We start from the raw sequence: 25,901 nt of genomic DNA, 5'->3' as shown, positions 1-25,901 counted from the left end.
AATTGATGAAAAAGTAGTAAGAATCTTCTCTACCAAGTGACCTATTGAAACCCTGGTAAGGGCGCGTGAAAATCACAGCGCGCGACGCCAGCGGCTACGCGGCAGTGGCCCCCGGGGGCTGCTGATCGATAGGTTGAAGGGAAGAGAGGCACCTTATGACTTGCATCGATGAACAGCCCGCTCCCGTCCTGATCATTTCCGGCACGCGCCCCGAGATCATCAAGCTGGCACCGGTATATCACGCCCTGCGAGGCGCGCAAAGTGTTCGCCCCGTGTGGCTGCACACCGGCCAGCACAGCGACATGGCCGTGCAGATGCTGGACTGCTTCGATATCCGGCCCGACCATATGCTCGAGCGCCAGGGAAGCACGCTCCTGGATTTCAGCCTCGGGTGCCGCCGCCAACTGGAAGGCGTGATGGGGCAGCAGCCCTGGAGCGCCGTCATCGTGCAGGGCGACACCGAAAGCGCGTTCCAGGGAGCGCTGGCGGGTTTCTCCCATGGCCTGCCGGTGTTGCATGTCGAGGCTGGGCTGCGCACCTACAACCTGCGCCGCCCGTTCCCCGAGGAAGGACTGCGGCAGATGATCAGCCGCATCAGCCGCCTGCACTTCGCGCCCACTTTGCGTGCAGCGCAGGCGCTGGAGCGTGAGGGGATCGCCTCGCGCGACATCCTGGTGACCGGCAATACGGTGGTGGACGCGCAATTGTGGGTGTGCGAGCGCCATCACATCCGCCGTCGTGTGCAAGGTCGCGGCCATATCCTCGTCACCATGCACCGGCGCGAGAACTGGGGGCCTGACATCGACAACGTGTGTGCGGCCATTGCCGACATCGCCCGCGAGTTCCCGTGGATGACCGTGCTGTTCCCGGTGCACCTCAATCCCGTGGTACGCGACCCCGTGCACCGGCACCTGGGCGCGCTGCCCAATGTGCGCCTGACGGCGCCGCTGGACTACCTGGCCATGCAGCAGGCGATCGCCGATGCCTGGCTGCTGCTCACGGACTCGGGTGGTCTGCAGGAAGAGGCGCCGACCTTCAAGGTGCCGCTGCTGGTACTGCGTGAAGAAACCGAGCGGCCGGAGGTCATCGATGCGGGCTGCGCCGCGTTGGTCGGGGCCGACCGCCAGTTGATCGTGCGCTCCGTGCGCCATCTGATGGACGACGGAGAGGCCTACGGCCGCATGCAGGCCGCAGCCAACCCCTTTGGGGATGGCCAGGCGTCCCAGCGCATCGTGGCACGGCTGGAGCAGATGCTGGCGCCCGCGCCCGCGCCCGCGCCCGCACATGCGGCTGCGCCCGCGGTTGCGGCCCTGAGTGTCTAGAGGAGCAGCACCATGTCCTGGATAGATGTTTTTACCGCCTATTGATCCGGCGGGAATTATTCATGAGGCCGCATAGGCGACATGCTTGTCGCCAAAGTACTTCCGGACCCGCTCTGGCGTGTTCTCCAACATCGTCATGTGTTCTGTCGCCGCCGCGCGCAGCTTGGCCTTGGTTCGCACCGGAACCTTGCTGCCAATCGCATGCTTCAAATCGGCATTGAGCCGCTCCTCTGGGTTGAGTTCGGGGCTATAGCTGGGCAGGTAGAACAACTCAATGTCCTCTTTGCGCTGGGCCGACCACTCCTTGACAGGCTTGCTGTGGTGCACCCTCAGGTTGTCCAGAATCAGGAATATCTTCTTGCCCTGTGACTCCTTGATCAAGGCCTGCATGAACTCGATCAGTTTGTCTGAATTGAACGCCTCGTCAATGATCATCCAGCGCGTTTTGCCCTGGTTTGTGACGGTGGCAATCATGGAGAGTTTTTGCCGTGTGCCACCCACTGCCCGCGTCACCGGCGTCTGGCCTGCTGGTGCATAACTTCTGCCACGCACATCTGTGTTGACCAAGGCCGTTTCATCACCCCAATGGATCTCTGCGCCTTCACGCTTGGCCCTGGCCTCGATGGCGGGGTATTCATCTTCGAGCCAGGCCTGGACGGCCTCAGGCCTCTGCTCGTAGGCTTTTTTGATCGGCTTTTGCGGCGTAAAACCCCAGCGCGCCAGATAGTCGCCCACCGCCCGCACGGATAGCTTGAGCCCCAGGTCGCGTTCGATGAGTTCGCGCACTGCGGGCCGACTCCAAAGGGCGAACTCCATCTTGATCTGCTCAGGGCGCTTGTCGATGATGGTCATTCGAATGACGCGCTCTTGCTCAGCGCTCAGGCTGCGTCCACTGCCCAGCTTCTTTCCCCTGGCGTTAGGCTTGAGTGCAGCCGCCCCGCCTTGCTCGAACAGGCGCAGTGCAGTGTTGACCCCAGACCAACTGAGCCCAGTTTGCTCAACGATCTGCATCACGCCAACACCTTTTCGATGCAAGCGGATGACCTGCTTGCGACGCTCATGCAGTACTTCCCGCGACTGCTTGCGTGCATCTTCTTTTTCCATGAACTTTGGAGTCATGAAATCAATACAAGTTCATGAATAAATCATGCCTGGTCTATATCTCTACCTGCTCAAGATGGTGGCGATCGGGGTGGCTGTCGTCATCTTCATCAGCAGCCTGGATGACCTGTTCATCGATATCGCCTACTGGGTCCGCCGCGTCTGGCGCGCCTTCACGGTGTACGCACGCCACGCGCCGCTGAACTACAAGACGCTCTACGACGCCGAGGAGAAGCCGCTGGCCATCATGGTGCCCGCCTGGCAGGAGCACGGCGTGATTGGCCAGATGGCGCAACTGGCCGCCACCACGCTGGACTACGAGAACTACCACATCTTCATCGGCACTTATCCCAACGACCCGCAAACGCATGCCGACGTGGAGCAGGTGCGTGCACGCTTCCCCAACGTGCACACGGTGGTCTGCGCGCGTCCCGGACCGACCAGCAAGGCCGACTGCCTGAACAATGTGGTGGACGCCATCCTGCAGTTCGAGAAGCGTTCTGGCGTGCGCTTTGCCGGCTTCATCCTGCACGACGCCGAGGACGTGCTCTCCAAGTTGGAACTGCGGCTGTTCAACTACCTGGTCAACCGCAAGGACCTCATCCAGCTGCCCGTGTACCCGCTGGAGCGGCCCTGGAACGACTTCACCGGCGGGCACTACCTTGACGAGTTTGCGGAGCTGCACGGCAAGGACATCGTGGTGCGCGAGGCCCTGGTCGGCCAGGTGCCGAGCGCGGGCGTGGGGACGTGCTTCAGCCGTCGCGCCATCATGGCCCTGCTGCAACAGGGCGATGGCATTGCCTTTGACACGCAGAGCCTGACCGAGGACTACGACATCGGCTTTCGCCTCAAACAGCTGGGCATGCAGGAGGTGTTCGTGCGCTTTCCCGTCGAGGAGGACGATCACATTGGTCGCACGCCCTCGCCAGAACGTGTGCCCCTGCGCAGCGAACGCGAGGCCAGCGTCATCTCCGTGCGCGAATTCTTCCCTGACACCGTGGCCGCCGCCGTCCGGCAGAAGTCCCGCTGGATCACGGGCATTGTCATCCAGGGTTTTCGTACGCTGCGCTGGACGCACAGTGCCGTGCTGAACTACTTCCTCTGGCGCGACCGCAAGGGAATCATCACCAATTTCGCCAGCTTCACAGCCACGCTGCTGGCCATGCAGCTGATCGGCATCTGGCTCTACCAGCGCCTAGTGCCGGATGCCTACCGGTTCCTCTCGGTCTTCGAAGGCGACTGGTGGTTCTATGCGCTGCTCTTGGCCAACCTGGTGCTCATGTTCAACCGCATCGTGCAGCGCGTGTTTTTCGTCACCAGCTACTACGGCGTGGTGCAGGGATTGCTGTCGGTGCCTCGGCTGCTGTGGGGCAACTTCATCAACTTCCTTGCCGCCTGGCGGGCGCTGGCCCAGGCATGGCGCGCCAAGGACCTGCGGCGCATGGCCTGGGTCAAGACGGACCACGAATTTCCCCTCTTGGGCGAAGGGCCGCGTCAGCATCGCGCACTGGGGCAGATCCTGGTCCACCAAGGCGCCCTGACCGAGGCGCAACTGCTTGATGCGCTGGAGCATCCCATGCGTGGGCTGCGTCTGGGCGCAGCGCTGGTGCACCGTGACGTCATCACGCCCCAGCAACTGGCTGCCGCGGTTGCCGAGCAGGCCGGCGTGCCATGGGAAACCCTGGGAGGGCAGGCCGTGGACAGCGACCTGGCGGCACTGGTGCCAGCGGCCGTGGCGCTGCGCTATAGCGTCGTGCCGCTGCGCCAGCAGGGGCGGGTCCTGGTGGTGGCCAGCGAGGCGGCGATCGACCCGGTGTCGCTGGCCGCCATCGAGCGCAAGCTGGGACGTACCGTGCGCTACGTCATCGTGCCCAAGGGCGAGGTCACCGTGGAACTGCGGCGCCTGTATGCACACCACGGCACAGAACCCGCACGCGACCTGCTGGCGCAGGCCGTGCAGCAGCAGCGCGTTACCGCCGAAGAGGCGCGGGGCATCTGGGCCCGCTATCTCTCGCGCCAGTTGCTGCTGGGCGACGTGCTTCTGGCCGTGGGCAAGATTGACCAGGCGGTGCTGGGTGCCCTGCTGCTGCAAAAGGAGAAGTCCGATGCCAGCCTGGGCGCCTTCCTCGTGGAGCATGGCGTTCTGACGGAGTCGGCCGCGCAGGAGGCGCTGCAGCTGCAGCAGCAGCTGCAGGTCACCATGGAGCAACTGCTGTGCCGCGCCAATGCGCAGCCCACCGTCCGGGCCATTGCTTGAGAAGGCCGTCATCATGAATTTCGCCCCCCGCATTCTTGCCCTCGCCGTCATGCTGGCCTCCACGGGCGCCCCGGCGCAGACCCTGGACCTGGGCCCCGACATCAGTCCGCTGAAGCGGTTCCAGGTCTATCCCCACATCGACAAGGCGTTCGAGGCGATGGCCCGCGGCGACGGCACGCGCGCGATTGCCGAGCTGGAACATGCCCACCGGCTCGCCCCAGAGAACACCGCGATTGCGCTGCACCTGGCCCAGGCGTACCAGCGCTTTGGCCAGCCCGCGCGTGCCGCGGCGTTGCTGCGGGCCCAGCGGTCACGCCATCCGGGCGATGCGCGCATCGCCCAGGCACTGCGTGACTTGCAGCCCCCACCCGCACCCGTGCAGGAAAGCGCCACGGTCGTCGCGCAGCCCGAGGCAGCACCCGCCGCACCAGTGCTCGCCGCTGCGCCTTCCGCAACTGCGCCCGAACCCGCGTCGGAACACGGCACGCCTGCGGCGGCTCCGGCCATTGCGGCGCCGCCCGATCAGCTTGCCAAGCCTGCGCCTGCGGTGCGTGCGCAGCGGCGCATGGCGCAGGTGCCACGGCCTCGGCGGGCCGACGGCGCCCCGGGTTATGCCGCTGCCAGCCGTGCCTACGAAGCGGTGGAGCGTGCAGAGTTGCCCGCCGCCCTGGCGTGGGCGCGCGAGGCCGCGCAGGCCGCCCCTGCCAATGCCGACTACCAGCGCCTGCTGACCTACCTGCTGATCGAGAACGGGTTGTACGAGGAGGCACAGGCCAAGGCACGGGAAGCGGAACTGACTTTCGCCCCGCAAGGCGATACGCAATGGCAGGCGTTGGGCGACACCGCGCGGCAGCGCCACGCCTATGCGCAGTTTGAAGCCGCATCGCAAGCGCAGCGGCAGGGCCGCGCCAGCGATGCCCTTGCCCATGCGCAGGCGGCAGCGGAACAAGCCCCGGGTGTGCCGGCGTATCGCCTGCAGTGGGTAGGCCTGCTGTTGGCCGCGGGCCGCCATGCGCAGGCGCAGCAGGTGGCCGAGCAGGGCCTGGCCCAGGGCGATGGCGCGGCACTGCAGGTTCTGCGCGGCGCGGCGTTGCAGGCGCAGGGGCAGACGGACGATGCGGCGCGGGTTTTCGACGGTGTGATTGGCAGGCCGGATCTCGCGCCGCACGAGCGTAAGCGTCCGGCAAACCCAGGCCTACCGAGGCCGGTGATCAGGCGTCGGCGGGTTTCCAGCGGTGTGGCAGGAGCTCGACGATGCGGCTGGCCTTGTGCGTGGGCAGTCGCGTGAGCACGTCCTTGAGGTAGGCATACGGGTCGTGCCCGTTCATACGGGCCGACTGGATCAGGCTCATGACGGCGGCCGCTCGCTGGCCCGCACGCAGGCTGCCGGCAAACAGCCAGTTGTTACGACCGATGGCAATGGGCCGGATCTGGTTCTCGATCCAGTTGTTGTCGACCGGCAGTTGTCCGTCATCCACGAATCGGGTCAGCGCATCCCAGCGCCGCAGGCTGTAGTCCAGCGCCTTGGCGGTTGCTGATCCGTCGGGCACCTGGCGCCGTTGCAGCGTCATCCACTCGTTAAGAGCGTCCAGGATCGGCCGGGTCTGCTGCTGCCGAACGGCTTGCCGTTGCTCGGTGTCCAGCTCTTTGACGTCCCGCTCGATCTCATAGACCCGGGCGAACTGCTGCAGGGCGAACTCGGCGATCTGGCTCTGGTTGGCCGCGTGCAGGTCGAAGAACTTGCGCCGGGCATGGGCCAGACAGCCCACCTCGGTCACGCCGCTGGCGATCAAGGCCTTGTAGCCGCTGAAGTCGTCGCAGGTCAGGCAGCCCTTCCAGGCCTTGTCGGTGCCGTGGCCCAGGAAGCGCCGGGCGTGTTCGCCCGAGCGGGATTCGCAGAAGTCGTAGACCACAGCCTTGATGCTCTCGAAGGCCCCCGGCGCATAGGCCCAGAGGTAGGCGCGGTGCGTCTTGCCATCGCCGGGCTTGAGCATGGCCACCGGCGTCTCATCGGCGTGTAGCACCCGGTGGCTGAGGATCTCGGTCTTCAGGGCATCGACCAGCGGCTGCAGCCGCACCCCGCAGGTGCCCACCCACTGCGCCAGGGTCGAGCGAGGGATGGCCAGGCCAGCGCGGCCGAAGATCGCCTCCTGCCGGTACAGCGGCAGGTGATCGGCGTACTTGCCCACCAGCACCTGGGCCAGCAGGCCGGTGGTGGGGATACCTTTGTCGATGACGTGCGCCTCGACCGGCGCTTGTTGAATGGTCTCGCACCGGGCGCAGGCCCACTTGCCGCGGATGTGGCGCTCGACACTGAAGACGCCGGGCACATAGTCCAGCTTCTCGGCCACGTCCTCGCCCACGCGTTTCATCTGGCAGCCACACGCGCACGTGGTGGACGTGGGTTCGTGGCGGATCTCGCGGCGTGGCAGGTGCGCCGGCAAGGGCATCCGCTTGGCCTGTCTCTTCTCGGGGGTGGCCGGTGCTTGCGTCTGCGCCAGCGCGTCGATCTCGCTGGCCACGGCCGCCAGGTCCGCTTCGATCTCGTCGTCGAGCAGGCTCTTCTGCTCAGGGCTGAAGCGCTCTGATTGGGCGGCGAACTTCATGCGCTTCAAGAGCGCGTTCTCGTGCGTGAGCTTGTCGATGAGGGTCTGCTTGAAGGCAAGCTCCTGGTCCTTGGCAGCAGCGGCTTGCAGCATGGACAGCAGCGCCGAGCGCAATTGCTCGGGACTCAGACTATCCAGGGATTGCGGCTCTACGACCATGGGCATGACTGTGCCAGCGCCGGTAACGCCACGCCATTGGCACATGCACCGATTGGCAGGCCGCATGTCAGCGATCAGATTCAGAGCACGGTGATGAGGCCACCATCGCCCAGGCGCTGCCAAGGCAACCCGAGCACCAGAGCGTCGAACTGCGAGCGGCTGAGCGTGGTGGTCAACGCACCGTCACGCGGCCAGACGAACTTGCCGCTGTTCAGGCGCCGCGCCGCCAGCCACACCCCAATGCCGTCGTGCACCAACACCTTCATGCGGCTGGCTCTCCGGTTGGCAAACAGGTAGGCGTGATGCGGACGCGCAGCACCGAAGACGGCCACCACACGGGCCAGCGCGGTGTCTGTGCCGGCACGCATGTCCAGCGGCTCGGTAGCCAGCCACAGGGCGTCGATGCGGATCACTTGAGCAGGTCCCGCATCCAGGCCGCGCAGTGCTCGGCCGCGCAGACCGGCCAGGTCAGCGAGATGCTGGTAGCGCCACGGCGCAACTCGATGCGGATGTCTGGGGCCGGCGCACAGCTGGGCGCAGGCAGCGTCACCGGCACGAAGGTGGGAACTTGCATATCTGTGCTGGGGGCATGGGCCAGTCGGCGCCATTTGTGCACGACGTTGGCGTTGATGCCGTGCGAGAGCGCCACGCTGGCCACCGATGCACCGGGCTGGGCGCACTCGGCCAGGATCTGCTGCTTGAGCTCGGCGCTGTGGCGCCGACGGGTCTTGTTCTGGGCTTCGGTCATGGTGTCCACCTATCTGGTTTGGTGGACACCATCGTTGCCGCTTACGCCGCCGCCCTCAAGGGTGGGATGACCGTGCGCTTACGCACGAGCAGCAGAACTACCGGGTGATCGCCGCCGATGCGGCGCTCGCGGCGCGCCAGCCCGAACGCGCTAAAGCCCTGCTGCAGCCGCTGGCGCAAGGGGGCGCCGTGGATGTGTCGGGGCGAGAGGCTGAGATACGGGCCGCCACGCGCCGGCCGATCTCGGCCGCATCCCTGCAGACGTTCTCCCTGCGCTTGCCGGTTGTCAACTGCTTTGGCAGCGCCCAGGCGCCCGGCTGCGAAGTGTGGCCCGGGCAGGACGCGCCGGACCCTGCGCGTGCCGTGGCGCAGGAGGCGTTCCGCGCCTATACCGAGCGCGACTATGGACTGGCCGCGGCCAAGGCCGAGGAAGCCGCGCGGCTGCAGCCTGCGCATTTGCCGTACCGCCTGTTGCGGCTGCAGGCCTTGGTGGCCGCGGGCCAGGTGGAGCAGGCTCTGCGCGAGGCTGACGACACCCTGCAGTCGCGCGCCGACGGGGCGGAGGTGCTGGCCCTGCGCAGCCGGGTGTACCACGACCTGGGGCGGCGCGAGCAGGCCACTGCCGATGCGCGCGCGGCCCTGCAGGCAGGTGGCCTGTCCCTGTCGAGTGAAATCAACCTGCTGCTGCAGGAAGGCCGGCGCGACGAGGCCGTGCAGCAGTTCGCACACGCGATGGCGGGGCCGGATTTCGCGGGCAGCGCAGACCCCGATCTGGCCTACCTCGCTGCCCGGGTGGGCGACGACCGCACCGCGCTGGCCGTGTTCGACCGCGCGCACGCCAACGACGCGCTGCCGGCCGCCGCGTTACCCGACGGCGCCTACACCGCGAGCCGCCTGGCCGAGAACGACCGCGCCATCTACTACCTGCAGCAGACCATCGATGCGGTGGAAGCGGGACGGCTGGAGCAGACGCCCCGCCAGCAGTTCGCCACCCGGCGCGAGCTGGCGGACCGCACCCGCACCTGGGGCATCAATGCGTTGCTGGGTTACCGGGGCATGTCTCCCGGCTCCATCTCGCCCGTGCCCGGGCTGTACCGGGATGCCGCCCAACTGGTGGGAGAGGCCTATTGGCGCCCGCAGGGCTATCGCGACGGCAGCTTTTGGGAAATCTATGGCGGCGTAGTGCAGACGGTCTACAGCCGCCACGGCGGCACGAGCGGCAGCGACACCACGCAAGGCGCGCTGGGCGTGCGCGCCAAGCCTTTGCGCGACCACAACCTCGTGTTGTCCGCCGAGCGGCGCATCCGCATCGGCTCGTTGTCCTTCAGCGACTGGCTGCTGCGCGCCGGTTATTCCTACGGCGTGGGCACCGACCTGCGCGTGGACGTTCCGGACTGGTTCACGTTCAACGTCTATGCCGAGGCGGGGCGGTTCCTGCAGCGCAAGCAGGACTACGTGACCTTCGAGGCGCAGGCCGGGCGCAGCTTCCGCATGGGGGATGCGGACTCGCGCCTGGTGCTGTTCCCGCACGCAGTGGTGGGTGTGGACTACAACTCCGCACGCACGGCCGCGGGCTACAACGGCGCTGCGGGCGCGGGCGTGGGCATTGCGCTGCGCCGCTGGTTCCACGAGGACCGCTACAACGCGCCGCGTTCGTACCTGGACCTGTCGCTGCAGTACCGCGCGCGCCTTGCGGGGGACGAGCGGGGCAAGGGCGTGTTCCTGCGCGCTGCGCTGGTCTTCTGACGGCAGCGATCGATAGTTTGTATTTTGCTTCAATAAATATAGCTAGGAGCGCTTAATTCAAAACGGTTTCAAGGTGTTTTATGCATGAAACCTTTGATGGAAGAGCGCGAGCTGCTATTCGTTTTGTTCAACCTTGGCTGCCGCGGGAGGAGACCATGAACCGACTGTTGCGATACACCCTTGTGGTACTGGGCGCCCTCGCGCTGCACGCGTGTGGTGGCGGGAGTGATCCGTTCTACAGCGCGCCGAGCGTGCCGCTCTCGCCGTTTGGCACCAACGACCCCGTCCGGCGCGACCCCATCGCCTCGATGCCGGCGCCCGTGCGCGCGCAGCCGGCCGGGCCGCGCGTGCTGGTGCTCTACGACCAGCCGCCTGGCAGCCCCTTCGCCAAGATGGGGGTGGGCTACGCGATCATGCTGCAGAACCTGCTGGGACATTTCGATGCGGCGGTGGACATGCGCCCCGTGGAGCAATACGCGGCGCAAAGCCTGGCGGGCTACCAGGCCACGTTCTACATCGGCTGGGCCGAAAGCGACAGCATTCCCGCAGCGTTCTTGCAGGACGTGGCCGCGGCCAGCCAGCGCGTGATCTGGCTGGGTCGCAACCTGCAGCAACTGGCGGATGAGCAGGGCGCGGCATTCGTGAGCCAACGCGGCTTTCAGCCCGTGGGGCCGCGCACGAAGGACAACGCACCGGCCGGCGTGGAGCCGAGCTTTTTCAGCGATGTCTACTACCGCAAGCACCCGGGCCTGTTGTTCCAGAAGGCAGTCAAGACGATCAACGGGGAGCCTGCCGCCGCGTGGGACATGTTCATGACCCAGGTGACCGACGGCGCCAAGGCGCTCGTGCATGCGGACATCATCAACCCGGCATCGAACGAGCAGGGACCCTATGTGCTGCAGTCGGGCAATTTCTGGTTCGTGGCCGATACGCCCTTCGATTACGCGGGTCCGCGCGACCGGTACGTGATCTTCTCGGACTTGCTGCACGACATGCTGGGCATCGACCATGCCGAGAACCACCAGGCGATGATGCGTTTCGAGGATGCGGACGCGAAGGTGAACCCGGTCGCCTTCAAGCGGGTGGTGGACCTGGCGTTTGAGCGCAAGGTGCCTTTCTCGGTGGGGGTGGTACCGCACTACAAGGACCCGCTGGGCGCCCAAAGCGCGGGCGTGCCCACCGACATTCCCATGGCGAACGCCCTCAACCTGCGGCTGGCGCTGGACTACGCGCTGGCACGTGGCGGCGAGATCCTGCAGCACGGCACCACGCACCAGACCGAGGGCATGATCAACAACGCATCGGGTGCCACGGGCATCGACTACGAGTTCTGGGACACCGTCAACGACCGCCCGCTGCCCGGTGATTCCGTGGACTGGGCGAAGAACCGCATCAACAACGGCCTGCGCCAGATGCTGGACCTGGGCTATATGCCCGTGGCGTGGGAGACGCCGCACTACGTGGGCTCGCCGTCCACGCTGCAGGCCGTCGCGCAGATCTACGAGATGGGCTACCAGCGGCACACGTACTACACGTTCGACCAGCCCGACCTCAAGGCCGGGGACTACATGGTGGACCAGTTCTTCCCCTTCGTCATCGAGCGCGACCGCTATGGCCTGCGCGTGCTGCCGGAGAACCTGGGCAACCTGCAGTATTTCGAGTTCGGGGCGGATGAGGAGCTGACATCCAAGGAGGTGCTGGAAAACGCGCGCTACCAGAAGGTCGTGCGTGACGGCTTTGCCTCGTTCTTCTTCCACCCCTTCCTGGCGGTTGAGTCCCAGGCGCAGAAGTATGACGGGCGCGGTTATACGCACCTGAAGGAAATCGTGGATGGCCTGACGGCCATGGGCTACACGTGGACCTCACCCAGCCGCCAGCGCAAGCGCTGACCCTGACACGGCGCGCGGCCATGGCGGCCATGCTGCCGTGCGCGGTGTCTTGGCCGCCGTCGTCCGGCGCGCCATTGCGCCACCTTGGCGGCATGGTGTGGCAGCCCAGCCTGCGCACGCTGCGCCCCCAGGGCAACTGGGCGCAACTGGGCGTTCGCCGCCTGTTGGTGCAATGGACGGCGGTGGATTCACAGGCTTTTGTGCCGGGCACCGGCTTGCCTCCGATCGCGGCTGAGCTACCCGACTGGGAGCGCATCGCCGTCGAGCCCTGGGCCCAGGAGGTGATCGTGGGCCTGGCGGCCATGCATGGCGAGGCGCAGGCACGTGCCTCGGTGGCGCTGCTGGTGGAGCAGGCGCACGCCCTGGTGCCCATCGTGCAGCGGCTCCCGCTGAAGCTGGGTGGCTGGTATTTCCCCCTGGAGGTGGATCCCACCTGGCTGCCGGGGCCAGAGTGGTCCCAGGGCCTGGCGCAGTTGCCACGCCCGCTGTGGATCAGCGCCTATGACAGTGCCAACCTCGGCCCGCACGCGCTGGCGGACTGGATCGAGCGCTGGCTGCCGGCCGATGTAGGGGTGTTCTTCCAGGACGGCGTGGGCGTGCATGCGCGCAGTCCGGAGGTTGCGCTGAAGTACTTGCAGGTGCTGACCTACCGTCTGGGGCAGGCGCGCGTGCAGATGATTGCCGAGGCTTTTCGCCCCGCGCCAGAAGGCGGGTTCCGCAGCGCCACGGCGGCGGAGTTCCTGCCGCAGATCGATGCCTACAAGGGGTGGGAGGTGCTGGCCTTCGACGGCCCGCACTACCTGGGAGAGCCGCTGGTGGCTGAGCTGGTGGCGCAGGGCGTGCGCTGATGCCGGCGGCTGCCGCGGCAGCACCCCGCAAGGTTGATCAGCCCGCGTTGAACGGCGCCGGCGTCTTCGGCTCGTAGTCGCACCAGGGTGCGACCACGCATTCCCAGCAGCGCGGTTTGCGTGCCTGGCACACGTAGCGGCCCAGCAGAATTAGCCAGTGGTGGGCGTCCACCAGATACTGCGGTGGCACGCGCTGCAGCAGCTGCATCTCCACGGCCAGCGGGTTCTTGCCGGGCGCCAGGCCGGTGCGGTTGCCCACGCGGAAGATGTGCGTGTCCACCGCCATGGTGGGCTGGCCGAACGCCACGTTCAGCACCACGTTGGCGGTCTTGCGGCCCACGCCGGGCAGGGCTTCCAGCGCCTCGCGCGTGCGCGGCACCTGGCCGCCGTGCTGCTCCACCAGGATGCGGCAGGTCTGCATCAGGTTCTTCGCCTTCGTGCGGTACAGGCCGATGGTCTTGATGTAACCCTCCAGGCCGTCCAGGCCCAGCTCCAGAACGGCCTGCGGTGTATTGGCGACGGGAAACAGCCGGCGCGTGGCCTTGTTCACCCCCACGTCGGTGGCCTGCGCCGACAGCAGCACGGCGGCCAGCAGCTCGAACACGTTGGTGTATTCCAGCTCGGTGTTGGGCTGCGGGTTGGCGGCCTGCAGCGCCGCGAAGAAGGGCTCGATGTCCTGGGGCTTCATGGGCGGCGATTGTCGCCGGCTGTGGGGCGCGCCGCAGGAAAGCTGCGCGGCAATTGGCGACAATGGGGGCTACCGTCTTTCACCCATCCACCCGATTGCCGTCCATGCCGCTTGCCTTTGCCGACCGCCTGAATAACGTTGAAACCTCCGCCATCCGCGAACTGTTCAAGCTGCTGGGCAAGCCCGGCATCATCAGTTTTGCGGGCGGCTTCCCGGACAGCGCCATGTTCGACGTGGCCGGCATCCGCGCCGCCAGCGAGCGCGTGCTGGCCGAGGAGCCCGGCGCCGCGCTGCAGTACGGCGCCACCGAGGGCTACCAGCCGCTGCGCGAGCAACTGGCCACCTTCATGCAAGGCAAGGGCGTGGCGGGGCTGGCGCCCGAGCAGCTCATCGTCACCACGGGCAGCCAGCAGGCGCTGGACCTGCTCGGCAAGACCATGATCGACCCCGGTGACAAGGTGATCGTCGAGGGCCCCACCTTTCTCGCGACCATCCAGTGCTTTCGCCTCTATGGCGCTGAGGTGATCAGCGCGCCCGTGGACGGCGAGGGCGTGCAGCCCGATGCGCTGGAGCGGCTGATCGTCGAGCACCACCCCAAGCTCGTCTACCTGATTCCTACCTTTGGCAACCCCAGCGGCGCCACCTTGAGCCTGGAGCGCCGCAAGCGCGTGCTGGAGCTGGCTGCGCGGCATCAGGTACTGGTGGTGGAGGACGACCCCTATGGCGACCTGTACTTCGGCGAGGCGCCGCCGGCCAGCCTGCTGGCGCTCTCGGCCCAGGTGCCGGGCAGTCGGGAGTGGCTGGCGCACTGCGGCAGCCTGAGCAAGGTGCTGTCCCCCGGCCTGCGGGTGGGCTGGCTGATCGCGCCGCCCGAGTTGTTGGCGCGCGCCGTGATGTGCAAGCAGTTCAGCGATGCACATACCAGCACCTTTGCCCAGGCCACGGCCGCGCAGTACCTCAAGAGCGGCGCCATGCCCGCGACGCTGGCCCATGTGCGCACCGTGTATGCCGAGCGCGCGCAGGCCATGGGCGATGCGCTGCGTGCGGAACTGGGCGACGCGGTGGAGTTCGTGCAGCCGCGCGGCGGCCTGTTCCTGTGGGTGCGCCTGACAGGGGCGCGCGGGCAGGAGCGTGATGCCGGCGCATTGGCCAAACGCGCGATCGACAAGGGCGTGGCCTTCGTGCCCGGCACGCCGTTCTTCAGCCAGAACCCCGACGCGGCCACGCTGCGCCTGTCGTTCGCCACGGCCGATGTGGCCAAGATCCGCGAAGGCGTGGCGCGCCTCGGGCAGGCGCTCAAGGGTTGATGGCGATGGTGGACGCACGCACGCAGGAGCGGGTGGAGGCGCTGGAGGTCAAGGCCGCCTTCACCGAAGACCTGCTGGACCAGCTTAACCTGACCATCTACCGCCAGCAGCAACAGATCGACGAGTTGGCGCGCACCGTGGCGCAGTTGCGCCAGCAGGTGCCCGAGGGGGGCGGCGCCACCGTGCGCAGCCTGCGCGACGAACTGCCGCCGCATTACTGAGGTTTACGTCAAATTGGCCGCTAGCGCCCGTCCATCAAGCGCTAGCAGCTCTTATTTCAATAGCGAAGGCTGCCCCATGCAATACCGCTTTCTTGGCAAGAGCCAGCTCCAGGTGTCCACGCTGTGCCTGGGCACGATGATGTTCGGCGACCAGACGGATAAGGCCGAGGCCGCTTCCATCGTGGCCCACGCGCGTGCGCATGGCGTGAACTACATGGACACGGCCGACGTGTACACCAAGGGCGCGTCGGAGCGCATGCTGGGCACGCTGCTGCAGGGCCAGCGCCACGACTGGGTGCTGGCCACCAAGCTGGGCAACAAGATGTCCGAGCGGCCCAACGAGGGCCGCTACTCGCGCGCCTGGATGCTGCGCGAGGTGGAAGCCAGCCTGACGCGGCTGCAGACGGACCATGTGGACATCCTCTACCTGCACCGCGACTACGAGGGCATGGACCTGGAGGAGCCGCTGTTCGCCATCGATGCGCTGCTGCGCGCGGGCAAGATCCGCTACTGGGGCGTGTCCAATTTCCGCGGCTGGCGCATTGCCGAGCTGGTGCACGGTGCGCGCCGCATCGGCATGCCCGGCCCCGTCGTGTGCCAGCCGTACTACAACCTGCTCAACCGTATGCCCGAGGTGGAGATCCTGCCGGCCTGCCAGCATTACGGGCTGGGCGTGACGCCCTACAGCCCTGTGGCGCGCGGTGTGTTGACCGGCAAGTACCTGCCAGGCCAGGCACCCCAGCAAGGCACACGTGCCGGGCGCGGCGACCGGCGCATGGGCGAGACCGAGTTCCGCGAGGAGTCGCTCCAGATCGCCCAGCAGCTCAAGCTGCATGCCGAGGCCCGGGGCATCACGCTTGCGCAGTTCGCCACGGCCTGGGTGCTGGCGCACCGCGGCGTCAGCTCCGTCATCGCCGGGCCGCGCACGCTGGCGCAGTGGCAGGACTACCTGCCGGCGCTCGACTATGGAGTCACGCCCGAGGACGAGGCGCTCATCGACAGCCTGGTGGCCCCCGGCCACCCGTCGACGCCGGGCTTTACCGACCCGGCCTATCCGCTGCAGGCGCGCCGCGCCTGACGCCCGAGGACCGGAGCCATGTATCCCTACGTCTTTGCATTGCACCTGCTGGCCGCCACCGTCTGGACCGGCGGCCATCTGGTGCTGGCATTCACCGTGTTGCCGCGCGCGCTGCGCCAGCGGTCGCCCCAGGTGCTGCTGGACTTCGAGCAGGGCTACGAACACGTGGGCATGCCCGCGCTGCTCATTCAGGTTGCCACCGGGCTGTGGATGGCGTTGCAGCTCGTGCCCGACTGGGAGCAGTGGTTCAGCCCTGATGCGCCACTGGAACGCGCCGTGTCGCTCAAGCTCGCGCTGCTGGCCGCCACGCTGTTGGTGGCCGCCCATGCGCGGTTGCGCGTCATTCCCACGCTGAGCGCACGCACGCTGCCGCTGATGGCGTGGCACGTGGCGGCCGTCACGCTGCTGTCGGTGGGTTTCGTGCTCACGGGCATCGCGTTCCGCTACGGCGGACTGGGAATGTGATGGAAGGGGCGGGCCCTGCGGTGCCGGGCTGCGATGCGCGGCGCCTGCAGTTGCTGCTGACGCGCGAGATGCCGTTTGGCAAACACCGTGGCACGGTGATTGCCGATCTGCCCGCCAACTACCTGCATTGGTTCGCCCGCGAGGGGTTTCCGCGCGGCGAGATCGGCCAGCTTCTCGCGCTGATGTACGAGCTGGACCATAACGGCTTGCGCGATCTGCTGGCCCCGCTGCGCGCTGCGCCAGGGCGGTGAGCGGCAGTCGCGGGCCGCTTTCACGCTTTTTACGCAAGGGCGCGGAGCGCCGCCATGCGGGCCCCGTCCGCGCCTAGCGGCTCACGCCCGTTGGCGCGCGCCGCTGACGGGCATCAGCCGCCGCTGCACGAGCATGCCGAGCCGCTGCCGCAGCCCTGCGAGGCTCCGGCCTCGAACTGTGGGAACAGCACGTTGTTCTCCAGGTGGATGTGGTTCACCAGGTCGTCGCTGAGCTGCGCGAGGCCCGCATACAGCGCGCGCCAGGTGTTGCAAGCGCCCATGGGCGGGGTGATGTCGTTGGTCAGGCGCGCGATCTGCTCCAGTGCCTCGCCGTGGTCCACGTGCTCGCTGCGCATCATGCCGATGGGCTGGGTCACGAAGGCGTTGCCGCCGCTGCGCAGCATGGGGAACAGGATGGCTTCCTCCTTGTGCATGTGGGTCAGCAGCTCCTGCTGCATCTCTTCCAGCGCGTCGGCCAGGCCGTGCGGGGTGTTGGGGTTGTCGCGGTGCACGGCTTCCACGCGGCGCGCCATGCGCACCAGCTCGGGCAACTGGGCGCGGTGCACCTCGTGGTAGCGCGCGACGATGTGGTCGATCAGTTCCGTGGGTGTGCCGGCGTCGGGCAGTTCGTTGGGGCGTTGCAGGGCGGAAAGCTCATCCACCACGGCCTGCAGGTCCAGGCCTTTGTCCGCGGCCGCCTGCTCCAGCGGCACTTGGCCGCCGCAGCAGAAGTCCAGCTTCAGGCGGCGGAACACGGCGGTCGCGCCAGGCAGTTCAACGGCAATCTGGCCGATGGCCTGACGGGGGTCGAGGGAGGGAGAGGTGGCGGTATTCATGGGGCTTCCTTAAAGGTTCACTTGTGATGAATATTTTATTCATTAAAATCCACAATGAGTGAATCTTTGTGTGAACCCTTGGTGCAACCATGCGACTGACCCAGTGGACCGACTACACGCTGCGCGTGCTCATGTACTGCGCCGCCTGCCAGGAGCGCGAGCAGCCCGTGACCATCAGCGAGGTGGCCGAGGCACACGGCATCTCGCGCAGCCATCTCACGAAGATCGTGCAGCAACTCGCGGCCCAGGGGCTGCTGGACACCACGCGCGGGCGTGGCGGCGGCATGCGCCTGATGAAGCCGGCCAGTGAGATCAACCTGGGCCAGATCGTGCGCATGACGGAGACCGACTTCGACATGGTCGAGTGCTTCAATGCCGAGTTGAACCAGTGCCGCATGAGCAGCCACTGCCGTCTGCAAGCCGTGCTGTCCGACGCCACGCGGGCCTACCTTGCAGTGCTGGACAGCCTCACCGTGGCCGATCTGGTCACCCCGTCCATCTCTGCGCAGCGGCAGGGCGGGGCGGCGCTGGTGCAGTCCATGCGCTGGGTGCCAGGGTTGCCCATCACCCGCCCCGAGACATTGGCGTAAAAACGGGCTCCAGCGCTTTACCTGCAAGCGCGAAGCGCTCTACTTTTGATGATTCAGACCGCCAGCGGAGGCTCCAGCCACTGGCCCGCCGCTGCCATCACGCACTGGGTGAGGCGCTCCAGCGCCACCTGCGCCGTGCGCGGGTGGGCCCAGTACAGCGGCACGTCCATGGCGGTGTTCGGCAGCAACTGCACCAAACGGCCCTCGGCCAGTTGCTGGCCGATCAGCGTCAGCGGGTGCATGCCCCACCCCATGCCCACCTCGCAGGCGCGCACGTAGCCAAAGTTGGACGGCAGGAAGTGCCTGGGTGCATGCGTGCGCGACGTGAGGCCGTGCGCCTGCATCCATTGGTCTTGCAGACGGTCCTTGCGGTCGAAGGTCATGATCGGCGCGCGCGCCAGCGTGGCGGCCGTCACACCGTCGGCAAAGTGCCGCGCAATGAACCCGGGGCTGGCGGCGGCCACATAGCGCATGGTGCCCAGCGGCCAGGTGTTGCAGCCGGCGATGGCCGTGCCCGTGGCGGTGACGGCGGCGATCACCTCGCCCTGGCGCAGCCGCTCGCCCGTGTGCTCCTGGTCGTCGATGCGCAGGTCCAGCAGTTCGTTGCCGCCCGCGGTGAAGGCGGCCATGGCGTCCATGAACCAGGTGGACAGCGAATCCGCGTTGACGGCCAGCTTGAGCGTTGGTGCCGGCGCGGGCATGTCGGGCAGCAGGTCGGGGTTGGTACGGCGCAACTGGTTTTCCAGCAGCGCCACCTGTTCCAGGTGCAGGCACAGCCGGCGTCCGGCGTCGGTGCCGGTGCAGGGGCTGCCGCGCTGCACCAGCACCTGTCCCACGCGCTCCTCCAACTGCTTGATGCGCTGCGACACGGCCGATGGCGTTACGTGCAGGCGGCGCGCCGCCCGCTCGAAGCTGCCTTCGCGCACCACGGCGGCCAATGCTTCCAGTCCAGCGTAGTCCAGCATTCAGTTTTACTTAATATCGGTTAGAAGTTTGAAGTGTACTTAAATGAATGCGCGGCCTACCATCAGGCGCATGTTCACTCAACACGCCGCCGCTTCCTCCTGGCTCACGGGCTTCACCGTGTGCCTGTCGCTCATCGTCTCCATCGGAGCGCAGAACCTGTACGTGCTGCGCCAGGCCGTGCAGGGTCAACACGTGCGCGCCTGCGTGGCGTGGTGCGTGGCCAGCGACGCGCTGCTGGTGGCGCTGGGCGTGGCGGGCATGGCGCAGGTGCTGGGCCGTTCGCCCACGCTGGCGCATGCGCTGCAACTGGGCGGTGCGCTGTTCCTGCTGGCCTACGGCTTGTTTGCCTGGCATCGCGCTTTCTTTGCACCGGATGCGGGGCTGAACGCCTCGGGTGGCGAACGCGTGGCGCGCGGGGTGCTGGGTGTGCTCAGCGGCCTGGCCGTCATCACGCTGCTCAACCCGCATGTGTACCTGGACACGGTGGTGCTGATCGGCTCCATCGGTGCGCGCCAGGATGGTTGGCTCAAGTGGGTGTTCGTGCTGGGGGCGGCGTCGGCCAGTCTGACCTGGTTCGTGGTGCTGGCTTTCGCCGGGCGGCGCCTGCAGGGCGTGTTTGCCAACCCGCGCGCCTGGCGCGTGCTGGACACGCTGACGGGCGCGATGATGTTCGTGCTGGCCTGGTGGGTGTGGCAGGGTGCCTGACGTCGTGCCCGCACCCATGAAAAAAGCGCTGCCGCGGCAGCGCTTTTCTTCGTACAGCGTTGCCGCTGCGCGGTCAGAACGCGGGGACCACGGCGCCCTTGTACTTGTCCTGGATGAACTTCTTCACCTCGGGCGTGCGCAGCGCCTTGATCAGCTTGGCGATGTTGGGGTCGTTGGCGCGGTCGGCACGGGCCGCCACGATGTTGGTGTAGGGCGAGTCGGCGCCTTCGATGAACAGCGCATCCTTGGTGGGGTTGAGCTTGGCTTCGATCGCGTAGTTGGTGTTGATCAGGGCCAGGTCCACATCGGCCAGCGCACGCGGCAGCAGCGGGGCTTCGAGCTCCTTGAACTTGAGCTTCTTGGGGTTCTTCACCACGTCCAGCGGCGTGGGCGTGAGGCTCTTGGGGTCCTTGAGCTCGATCAGGCCCTGCTTGGCCAGCAGGATCAGGGCGCGGCCGCCGTTGGAGGGATCGTTGGGGATGGCCACAGTGGCGCCGTCCTTCAAGTCCTTCACGTTCTTGATCTTGTTGGAGTAGGCGCCAAAGGGCTCCACGTGGATCTTGCCGTTGGGCACGGCCACCAGGCTGCTCTTGCGGTCCTTGTTGTAGCTGTCCAGGTAGGGCTGGTGCTGGAAGAAGTTGGCGTCCAGCTGCTTGTCCTCGACGGCGGCGTTGGGCTGCACGTAATCGCTGAATTCCTTGACCTGCAGGTCCAGGCCCTGGGCCTTGAGCTGGGGCTTCACGAAGTTCAGGATCTCCGCGTGCGGCACGGCCGTGGCGGCTACCTTGAGCACGTCGGCGGCTTGCGCGCCCAGCGCGGCAGCGGCCAGGGCAATGGCGGACAGGGTTTTCTTCAGCATGGAGAACGGTTTCCTTGTAGCGGTGACTTGAGAGCACCGCCCTGTGCAAGAGGGCGATGACCAGGGTGTGAAGTGTAAGCGGGACGACTCAACCGCAAGTCGTTTTTATTTTCATATTCATATATGAAGTAGGTTCTTTATCTTTTATTATTTTGATAAAAAACCGCACTAGCGCCCATTTGACAAGCGCTAGAAGCTATGAATATGGGAGCGTGAATGGGGCTGCGGTATGGGTGCTCAGCGCAGCACTTCCAGCAGCCGGTCCAGTCCACCCTGGTTGATGGCCACGCGGGCCTGTGCGCGCACGGCGGGCTTGGCGTGGTAGGCCACGGACAGCCCGGCCGCGCCCATCATGGGCAGGTCGTTGGCCCCGTCCCCCACCGCAATGGTCTGGCGCGCGTCGATGCCCATGAGCGAGGCGACCTCCAGCAGGGTGCGCCGTTTTTCCGCGCCATCGCAGATGTCGCCCCAGGGTTGGTCCACCATGCGACCGGTGAGTAGGCCGTTCTCGATCTCCAGCACGTTGGAGCGTGCGAAGTCGATCCCCAGGTGCGCCTTCACGCGGTCGGAGAAGAAAGTGAATCCACCCGAAACGAGTAGCGTGGCCAGCCCCGCGGCCTTGGCGGCGGCGATGAGTTCGGCCGCGCCGGGGTTGAAGCGCAAGCGCTCGGTGAACACGCGCTCCAGGTGGTCCGTGCCCACGCCCTTGAGTAGCGCCACGCGCTGGCGCAGGCTTTCCTTGTAGTCGGCGATCAGGCCCTGCATGGCGGCCTCGGTGATGGCAGCCACCTCGGCCTTGCGGCCGGCGGCGTCGGCGATCTCGTCCACGCATTCGATGCTGATGAGCGTGGAGTCCATGTCGAAGGCGATGAGCTTGTAGTCGGCCAGCCGCAGCGGCGGCGTGATGCCCTGCACGACGAGACCGGGGGCAAATTCAAAAGGAGTCTGGGACATGGAGGCGGAGTAGAGCGGATGCAAAGGGGGGATTGTCGTTCAGGGCTTGGGCAGGTACAGCTGGTCGGACCAGGTGGCCAGCCAACCGGGTTTGAAGGCCACGAACACCGCGCACAACATGCCCGTGACCATGCCATCGCCCCAGGCCATGAGCCAGCGCGCCACCAGTGACAACTGCTCGCCCACGCCCGGCAGCACATGGCCCGCCCATTGCGACAGTGAGCCTGCCACGAACACGCACAGCGCCGTGCCCAGGAAGCCCCGGCCCAGCACGTAGATGAAGATGCGCACGCCGGTGAGCGCCCGCGCGCCCGCCAGGCGCCGCAGCAGCACGCCCACGAGCAGCGCGAGCGTGGCGGGGACGATGCCCTGCCACACGGCCAGGCCTAGCGCGTCGCCCCAGCCCAGGCTGGGCGAGATCAGCGCGGCGATCGTGCCGACGGCCAGCAGGGCCGGAACCGCCAGCGGCCAGCCCAGCATGAGCAGCACCAGGCAGGCGCCTGACCACTGCAGCTGCAGCGGCATGCGGTGCAGCGTAGGCAGGGCCCAGGCCCAGGGCAGCAGCACGAGCGTGGCGAGCAGCGGCGTCCACAGCGTGGCAGGTGCGCCATGGGCCTCGTGCGCCAACGGTTTGCGGCTGCCCAGCAGCCGCCAGGGCCGCGCGGCCAGCGCGAAGGCCAGTGCCAGCAGGGCGAGGGCGGCTTCCAGTGCCATGGATCTGCCTAAGCGGGGACGGCGGCCTGCACCTCGGCCAGCGGCTGGCCCAGGCTGCGCAGTACGTCGCGCACCATCTGGGCGCGCGCGGCGGGGTCGGGCAGCTCGCGCTCGATGCGCAGCTTCTCGTTGCCCGCCAGCTTGATGTGCTTGTTCTTCTGGATCAGGTGGATGATGGCCATGGGGTCCACCGGCGGCTGCGGCTTGAAGGTGATGGTGATCACGCCGGGGGCGGCATCCACCTTCACCACGCCGTAGGGCGCGGACAGCACGCGCAGGCGGTGCACGTCGATCAGCGTCTGCGCCTGCGGCGGCAGCTTGCCGAAGCGGTCCACGATCTCTTCGAGCAGGCCATCGATCTGGTCGCCGGTCTTGGCCGTGGCCAGCTTCTTGTAGAACGACAGGCGCAGGTGCACGTCGCCGCAATAGTCGTCGGGCAGCAGGGCCGGGGCGTGCAGATTGATGTCGGTGGCGGCCTGCATGGGGGCGAGCAGATCGGGCTCCTTCCCAGCCTTGAGTTGCTTCACCGCCTCGGCCAGCATCTCGTTGTAGAGCTGGAAGCCGATCTCCATCATGTTGCCGCTCTGGCTCTCGCCCAGCACCTCGCCCGCGCCGCGGATCTCCAGGTCGTGCATGGCCAGGTAGAAGCCGCTGCCCAGCTCCTCCATCTGCTGGATGGCGTCCAGGCGCTGCTGCGCCTGCTTGGTCAGGCCGTCGATGTCGGGCACCATCAGGTAGGCGTAGGCCTGGTGGTGGCTGCGCCCCACGCGCCCGCGCAACTGGTGCAGCTGCGCCAGGCCGAACTTGTCGGCGCGGCTGATGATGATGGTGTTGGCCGTGGGCACGTCGATGCCGGTCTCGATGATGGTCGAGCACAGCAGGATGTTGTAGCGCTGGGCCACGAAGTCGCGCATCACGCGCTCCAGCTCGCGCTCGGGCATCTGGCCGTGGGCCACGGCGATGCGCGCCTCGGGCAATATCTCTTCGAGCTTCTGGCGCCGGTTCTCGATGGTCTCGACCTCGTTGTGCAGGAAGTAGCACTGGCCGCCGCGTTTGAGCTCGCGCAGCACGGCCTCGCGGATCACGCCCGTGCCTTCGTTGCGCACGAAGGTCTTGATGGCCAGGCGCCGCTGCGGCGCGGTGGCGATCACGGACAGGTCGCGCAGCCCCTCCAGCGCCATGCCCATGGTGCGCGGGATCGGCGTGGCGGTGAGCGTGAGCACATCCACCTCGGCGCGGAACTGCTTCATCGCCTCCTTGTGGCGCACGCCGAAGCGGTGTTCCTCGTCGATGATGAGCAGGCCCAGGTTCTTGAACTGGGTCGATTCGCTGAGCAGCTTGTGCGTGCCCACGACGATGTCCACCGTGCCGTCGGCAATGCCCTTGACGGCGGCGGTGATCTCCTTGCCCGAGCGAAAGCGCGAGACCTCGGCCACCTTCACGGGCCACTTGCTGAAGCGGTCGCTCAGCGTGCGGTAGTGCTGCTCGGCCAGCAGCGTGGTGGGCGCCAGGAACGCCACCTGCTTGCCCCCGGCCACGGCCACGAAGCAGGCGCGCAGCGCCACCTCGGTCTTGCCAAAGCCGACGTCGCCGCAGACCAGGCGGTCCATGGGGCGCGGGCTGATCATGTCCTGCACCACGGCGTGGATCGCGGCCTTCTGGTCCGCGGTCTCCTCGAAGCCGAAGTCGTTGGCGAACTGCTCGTAGTCGTTGGGCGAGTAGCGGAAGGCATGCCCCTCGCGCGCGGCGCGGCGGGCGTAGATGTTGAGCAGCTCGGCCGCGGCGTCGCGCACCTGCTCGGCGGCCTTGCGCTTGGCCTTTTCCCACTGGCCGCTGCCCAGCTTGTGCAGTGGGGCCTCGTCGGCAGACACGCCCGTGTAGCGGCCGATAAGCTGTAGCTGACTCACGGGCACGTAGAGCACGGCCTTGTCGGCGTATTCCAGGTGCAGGAACTCCTGCAGCGCGGGGCTGCCGTCGGGGTTCTTGTTGCCCACATCCATGTGGATGAGGCCGCGGTAGCGCCCGATGCCGTGCTGGTTGTGCACCACGGGGTCGCCCACCTTCAGCTCGGACAGGTCCTTGATCAGCGCTTCGACGTCGCTGGCCTGCTCCTGCTTCTTGCGCCGGCGCGTGGTGGAGCCGGCGGCGAACAGCTCGGTCTCGGTGACCAGGTCCAGCCCTTCTTCCATCCACGCGAAGCCCGAGGCCAGCGCCGCCGTGGCGATGCCGACGCGCTCTTCGGGCGTCCCCTGGAATTCGGCCAGCGAATCGAAAGCCGGCGGGTTCAACCCCGAGGCCCGCAGGAAATCCAGCAGGCTCTCGCGCCGGCCGTCGCTTTCGGCCAGCAGCAGCACGCGCTGGCCGGTCTGCCCGGTGGCGCGGATGTGCGCCTGCAGCCGCGCCAGCGGGTCCTCGGCGCCGCGCACCACGGACAGGTCGGGCAGCTTCTGGAACTGCGCGTTGTCCGCCACGTCTTCCACACCGGGGCGCAGCGACAACTGGGCATGCTGGTTGGCCTGGGCGTAGAACTGCTCGGCGCCCAGGAACAGCGCCTCCGGCGGCAGAGTGGGGTGGTCCGGGTCGCCCTGGATCAGGCGGTAGCGGTCGCGCGTGTCCTGCCAGAAGCGCTGGAAGGCCGTCTCCAGGTCGCCGTGCAGCACCACGGTGGCTTCGTTGCCCAGGTAATCGAACACGGTGGCCGTCTCGTCGAAGAACAGCGGCAGGTAGTACTCGATGCCGGCCGTGGCCACGCCGTTGCCCATGTCCTTGTAGATGCGGCTCCTCGTGGGATCGCCCTCCAGCAGCTCGCGCCAGCGCTGGCGGAACTTGGCGCGCGCCGCGTCGTCCATGGGGAACTCGCGCCCGGGCAGCAGGCGCACCTCGGGCACCGGGTAGAGGCTGCGCTGGCTGTCGGGGTCGAACGTGCGGATGGAGTCGATCTCGTCGTCGAACAGGTCCACCCGGTACGGCACGGCCGAGCCCATCGGGAACAGGTCGATCAACCCGCCGCGCACCGCGTATTCGCCATGGCCCACCACCTGGGACACATGCTGGTAGCCCGCGAGCGTGAGCTGGGCGCGCAGCTTGGCCTCGTCGAGCTTCTGCTTGACCTTGAAATGGAAGGTGTAGCCCGCCAGGAACGAGGGCGGCGCCAGCCGGTACAGCGCCGTGGTGGCCGGCACCAGCACCACGTCGGCGCCCGTGTCCCTGTCGCGCTGCTGGATGCGCCAGAGCGTGGCCAGCCGCTCGCTGATCAGGTCCTGGTGCGGCGAGAAGCTGTCGTAGGGCAGCGTTTCCCAGTCGGGAAACAGCGCGCAGCGCAACTCGGGCGCGAAGAAGGCCATCTCGTCGATGAGGCGCTGGGCGTCGGTTGCATCGGCGGTGACGATGGCGGTGGTGCGGCCTGCGGCCTTTTCCCGCTCGCCCAGGCGGGCCAGCAGCAAGGCGTCGGCGCTGCCCACGGGGCGGGGCAGGGTGAATCGTTTTTCGGGGGAGAGTTTGGGCAGCTGCATGCAGGTGGCGTCGCCCCATGGTGTGGGATAGGGCGCAGGACACGGAGCAGTGTGCGCCAGGAGGCTCAAGACGACGATCG

The 25,901-nt window shown here is 67.1% G+C and carries 24 protein-coding genes; 13 read left to right on the top strand and 11 right to left on the bottom strand.

Features of this window, described 5'->3' with window-relative positions; all coding sequences use genetic code 11:
• Positions 1–155 precede the first annotated feature (155 nt).
• Positions 156–1,322, top strand: a complete 1,167-nt coding sequence (wecB, locus tag DTPSY_RS12665) for a non-hydrolyzing UDP-N-acetylglucosamine 2-epimerase (RefSeq protein WP_015913894.1) — start codon at positions 156–158, stop codon at positions 1,320–1,322.
• A 60-nt stretch (positions 1,323–1,382) separates the two neighbouring features.
• Here the strand turns inward: wecB and DTPSY_RS12660 are convergent, their stop codons facing one another.
• The gene (locus DTPSY_RS12660) at positions 1,383–2,426 is read right to left on the bottom strand and encodes an IS630 family transposase (RefSeq protein ID WP_012435376.1); all 1,044 of its coding nucleotides are present in this window, start codon (positions 2,424–2,426) and stop codon (positions 1,383–1,385) included.
• 43 nt (positions 2,427–2,469) lie between these two features.
• On the opposite strand from DTPSY_RS12660, the gene nfrB reads away from it, so the two are divergent.
• Both nfrB and DTPSY_RS12650 read left to right on the top strand, forming a co-directional pair.
• Entirely contained in the window at positions 2,470–4,680 is a 2,211-nt protein-coding gene (gene nfrB / locus DTPSY_RS12655; RefSeq protein ID WP_015913893.1) for a cyclic di-3',5'-guanylate-activated glycosyltransferase NfrB, read from the top strand.
• A gap of 13 nt (positions 4,681–4,693) precedes the next feature.
• Positions 4,694–5,968 (top strand): tetratricopeptide repeat protein, encoded by a 1,275-nt coding sequence (locus DTPSY_RS12650; RefSeq protein WP_238526533.1) that lies wholly within the window; start codon positions 4,694–4,696, stop codon positions 5,966–5,968.
• Here DTPSY_RS12650 and tnpC read toward each other — a convergent pair.
• The 3 genes from tnpC to tnpA all read right to left on the bottom strand — a co-directional run bounded on the left by tnpC (position 5,892) and on the right by tnpA (position 8,193).
• Positions 5,892–7,451 (bottom strand): IS66 family transposase, encoded by a 1,560-nt coding sequence (gene tnpC / locus DTPSY_RS12645; protein ID WP_015912733.1) that lies wholly within the window; start codon positions 7,449–7,451, stop codon positions 5,892–5,894. The genes DTPSY_RS12650 and tnpC overlap by 77 nt on opposite strands.
• A 74-nt stretch (positions 7,452–7,525) precedes the next feature.
• On the bottom strand, positions 7,526–7,858 hold the full coding sequence (tnpB, locus tag DTPSY_RS12640) for an IS66 family insertion sequence element accessory protein TnpB (RefSeq protein WP_015912732.1): 333 nt from the start codon (positions 7,856–7,858) through the stop codon (positions 7,526–7,528).
• Positions 7,855–8,193, bottom strand: a complete 339-nt coding sequence (gene tnpA, locus DTPSY_RS12635) for an IS66-like element accessory protein TnpA (RefSeq protein WP_015912731.1) — start codon at positions 8,191–8,193, stop codon at positions 7,855–7,857. The genes tnpB and tnpA overlap by 4 nt, the downstream gene beginning before the upstream one ends.
• A 104-nt stretch (positions 8,194–8,297) precedes the next feature.
• On the opposite strand from tnpA, the gene DTPSY_RS12630 reads away from it, so the two are divergent.
• The 3 genes from DTPSY_RS12630 to DTPSY_RS12620 all read left to right on the top strand — a co-directional run bounded on the left by DTPSY_RS12630 (position 8,298) and on the right by DTPSY_RS12620 (position 12,675).
• The gene (locus tag DTPSY_RS12630; RefSeq protein ID WP_049760608.1) at positions 8,298–9,938 is read left to right on the top strand and encodes an NfrA family protein; all 1,641 of its coding nucleotides are present in this window, start codon (positions 8,298–8,300) and stop codon (positions 9,936–9,938) included.
• A 155-nt stretch (positions 9,939–10,093) separates the two neighbouring features.
• On the top strand, positions 10,094–11,827 hold the full coding sequence (locus tag DTPSY_RS12625; RefSeq protein ID WP_015913891.1) for a DUF2334 domain-containing protein: 1,734 nt from the start codon (positions 10,094–10,096) through the stop codon (positions 11,825–11,827).
• Positions 11,794–12,675, top strand: a complete 882-nt coding sequence (locus DTPSY_RS12620; RefSeq protein WP_350303888.1) for an alpha-amylase family protein — start codon at positions 11,794–11,796, stop codon at positions 12,673–12,675. The genes DTPSY_RS12625 and DTPSY_RS12620 overlap by 34 nt, the downstream gene beginning before the upstream one ends.
• Positions 12,676–12,712: 37 nt before the next feature.
• On the opposite strand, the gene nth is transcribed toward DTPSY_RS12620, so the two are convergent.
• A complete protein-coding gene (gene nth / locus DTPSY_RS12615) occupies positions 12,713–13,363 on the bottom strand; it encodes an endonuclease III (RefSeq protein ID WP_015913889.1) in 651 nt (216 codons plus the stop codon).
• 104 nt (positions 13,364–13,467) lie between these two features.
• Between nth and DTPSY_RS12610 the strand changes: the two genes are divergently transcribed.
• The 5 genes from DTPSY_RS12610 to DTPSY_RS12590 all read left to right on the top strand — a co-directional run bounded on the left by DTPSY_RS12610 (position 13,468) and on the right by DTPSY_RS12590 (position 16,685).
• Positions 13,468–14,670 (top strand): aminotransferase-like domain-containing protein, encoded by a 1,203-nt coding sequence (locus DTPSY_RS12610; RefSeq protein ID WP_015913888.1) that lies wholly within the window; start codon positions 13,468–13,470, stop codon positions 14,668–14,670.
• Positions 14,671–14,675: 5 nt separating this feature from the next.
• Positions 14,676–14,891 carry a SlyX family protein gene (locus DTPSY_RS12605; RefSeq protein ID WP_011806292.1) on the top strand — a complete coding sequence of 72 codons (216 nt, stop codon included), beginning with the start codon at positions 14,676–14,678 and terminating at the stop codon, positions 14,889–14,891.
• Between the two features lie 76 nt (positions 14,892–14,967).
• Positions 14,968–15,969 (top strand): aldo/keto reductase, encoded by a 1,002-nt coding sequence (locus tag DTPSY_RS12600; RefSeq protein WP_015913887.1) that lies wholly within the window; start codon positions 14,968–14,970, stop codon positions 15,967–15,969.
• Between the two features lie 18 nt (positions 15,970–15,987).
• A complete protein-coding gene (locus tag DTPSY_RS12595; protein ID WP_015913886.1) occupies positions 15,988–16,434 on the top strand; it encodes a CopD family protein in 447 nt (148 codons plus the stop codon).
• Positions 16,434–16,685 (top strand): DUF3820 family protein, encoded by a 252-nt coding sequence (locus DTPSY_RS12590; protein WP_015913885.1) that lies wholly within the window; start codon positions 16,434–16,436, stop codon positions 16,683–16,685. Before DTPSY_RS12595 ends, DTPSY_RS12590 begins: the two co-directional genes overlap by 1 nt.
• Positions 16,686–16,798: 113 nt before the next feature.
• Here DTPSY_RS12590 and ytfE read toward each other — a convergent pair whose 3' ends face one another.
• The gene (gene ytfE / locus DTPSY_RS12585) at positions 16,799–17,521 is read right to left on the bottom strand and encodes an iron-sulfur cluster repair protein YtfE (protein ID WP_015913884.1); all 723 of its coding nucleotides are present in this window, start codon (positions 17,519–17,521) and stop codon (positions 16,799–16,801) included.
• Between the two features lie 89 nt (positions 17,522–17,610).
• Between ytfE and DTPSY_RS12580 the strand changes: the two genes are divergently transcribed.
• The gene (locus DTPSY_RS12580) at positions 17,611–18,111 is read left to right on the top strand and encodes an RrF2 family transcriptional regulator (RefSeq protein ID WP_015913883.1); all 501 of its coding nucleotides are present in this window, start codon (positions 17,611–17,613) and stop codon (positions 18,109–18,111) included.
• Between the two features lie 53 nt (positions 18,112–18,164).
• Here DTPSY_RS12580 and DTPSY_RS12575 read toward each other — a convergent pair whose 3' ends face one another.
• Positions 18,165–19,076 carry an HTH-type transcriptional regulator ArgP gene (locus tag DTPSY_RS12575; RefSeq protein WP_015913882.1) on the bottom strand — a complete coding sequence of 304 codons (912 nt, stop codon included), beginning with the start codon at positions 19,074–19,076 and terminating at the stop codon, positions 18,165–18,167.
• A 70-nt stretch (positions 19,077–19,146) separates the two neighbouring features.
• Between DTPSY_RS12575 and DTPSY_RS12570 the strand changes: the two genes are divergently transcribed.
• Positions 19,147–19,782, top strand: coding sequence for a LysE/ArgO family amino acid transporter (locus tag DTPSY_RS12570; RefSeq protein ID WP_015913881.1), 636 nt, complete (start codon positions 19,147–19,149; stop codon positions 19,780–19,782).
• 73 nt (positions 19,783–19,855) lie between these two features.
• Here the strand turns inward: DTPSY_RS12570 and DTPSY_RS12565 are convergent, their stop codons facing one another.
• The 4 genes from DTPSY_RS12565 to mfd form a co-directional block, all read right to left on the bottom strand.
• A complete protein-coding gene (locus DTPSY_RS12565; protein ID WP_011806284.1) occupies positions 19,856–20,641 on the bottom strand; it encodes a MetQ/NlpA family ABC transporter substrate-binding protein in 786 nt (261 codons plus the stop codon).
• Positions 20,642–20,878: 237 nt separating this feature from the next.
• On the bottom strand, positions 20,879–21,595 hold the full coding sequence (gene serB / locus DTPSY_RS12560; RefSeq protein WP_011806283.1) for a phosphoserine phosphatase SerB: 717 nt from the start codon (positions 21,593–21,595) through the stop codon (positions 20,879–20,881).
• Between the two features lie 39 nt (positions 21,596–21,634).
• Positions 21,635–22,309, bottom strand: a complete 675-nt coding sequence (locus DTPSY_RS12555) for a hypothetical protein (protein WP_015913880.1) — start codon at positions 22,307–22,309, stop codon at positions 21,635–21,637.
• An 8-nt stretch (positions 22,310–22,317) separates the two neighbouring features.
• Positions 22,318–25,821, bottom strand: a complete 3,504-nt coding sequence (gene mfd, locus DTPSY_RS12550; RefSeq protein WP_015913879.1) for a transcription-repair coupling factor — start codon at positions 25,819–25,821, stop codon at positions 22,318–22,320.
• Positions 25,822–25,901: the final 80 nt, after the last annotated feature.

The sequence above is a fragment of the [Acidovorax] ebreus TPSY genome (genome assembly GCF_000022305.1).
GTDB lineage: Bacteria > Pseudomonadota > Gammaproteobacteria > Burkholderiales > Burkholderiaceae_C > Diaphorobacter > Diaphorobacter nitroreducens.
Note: the sequence above shows the minus strand (reverse complement) of the source record. Positions and strands in the feature narration are given on the sequence as shown.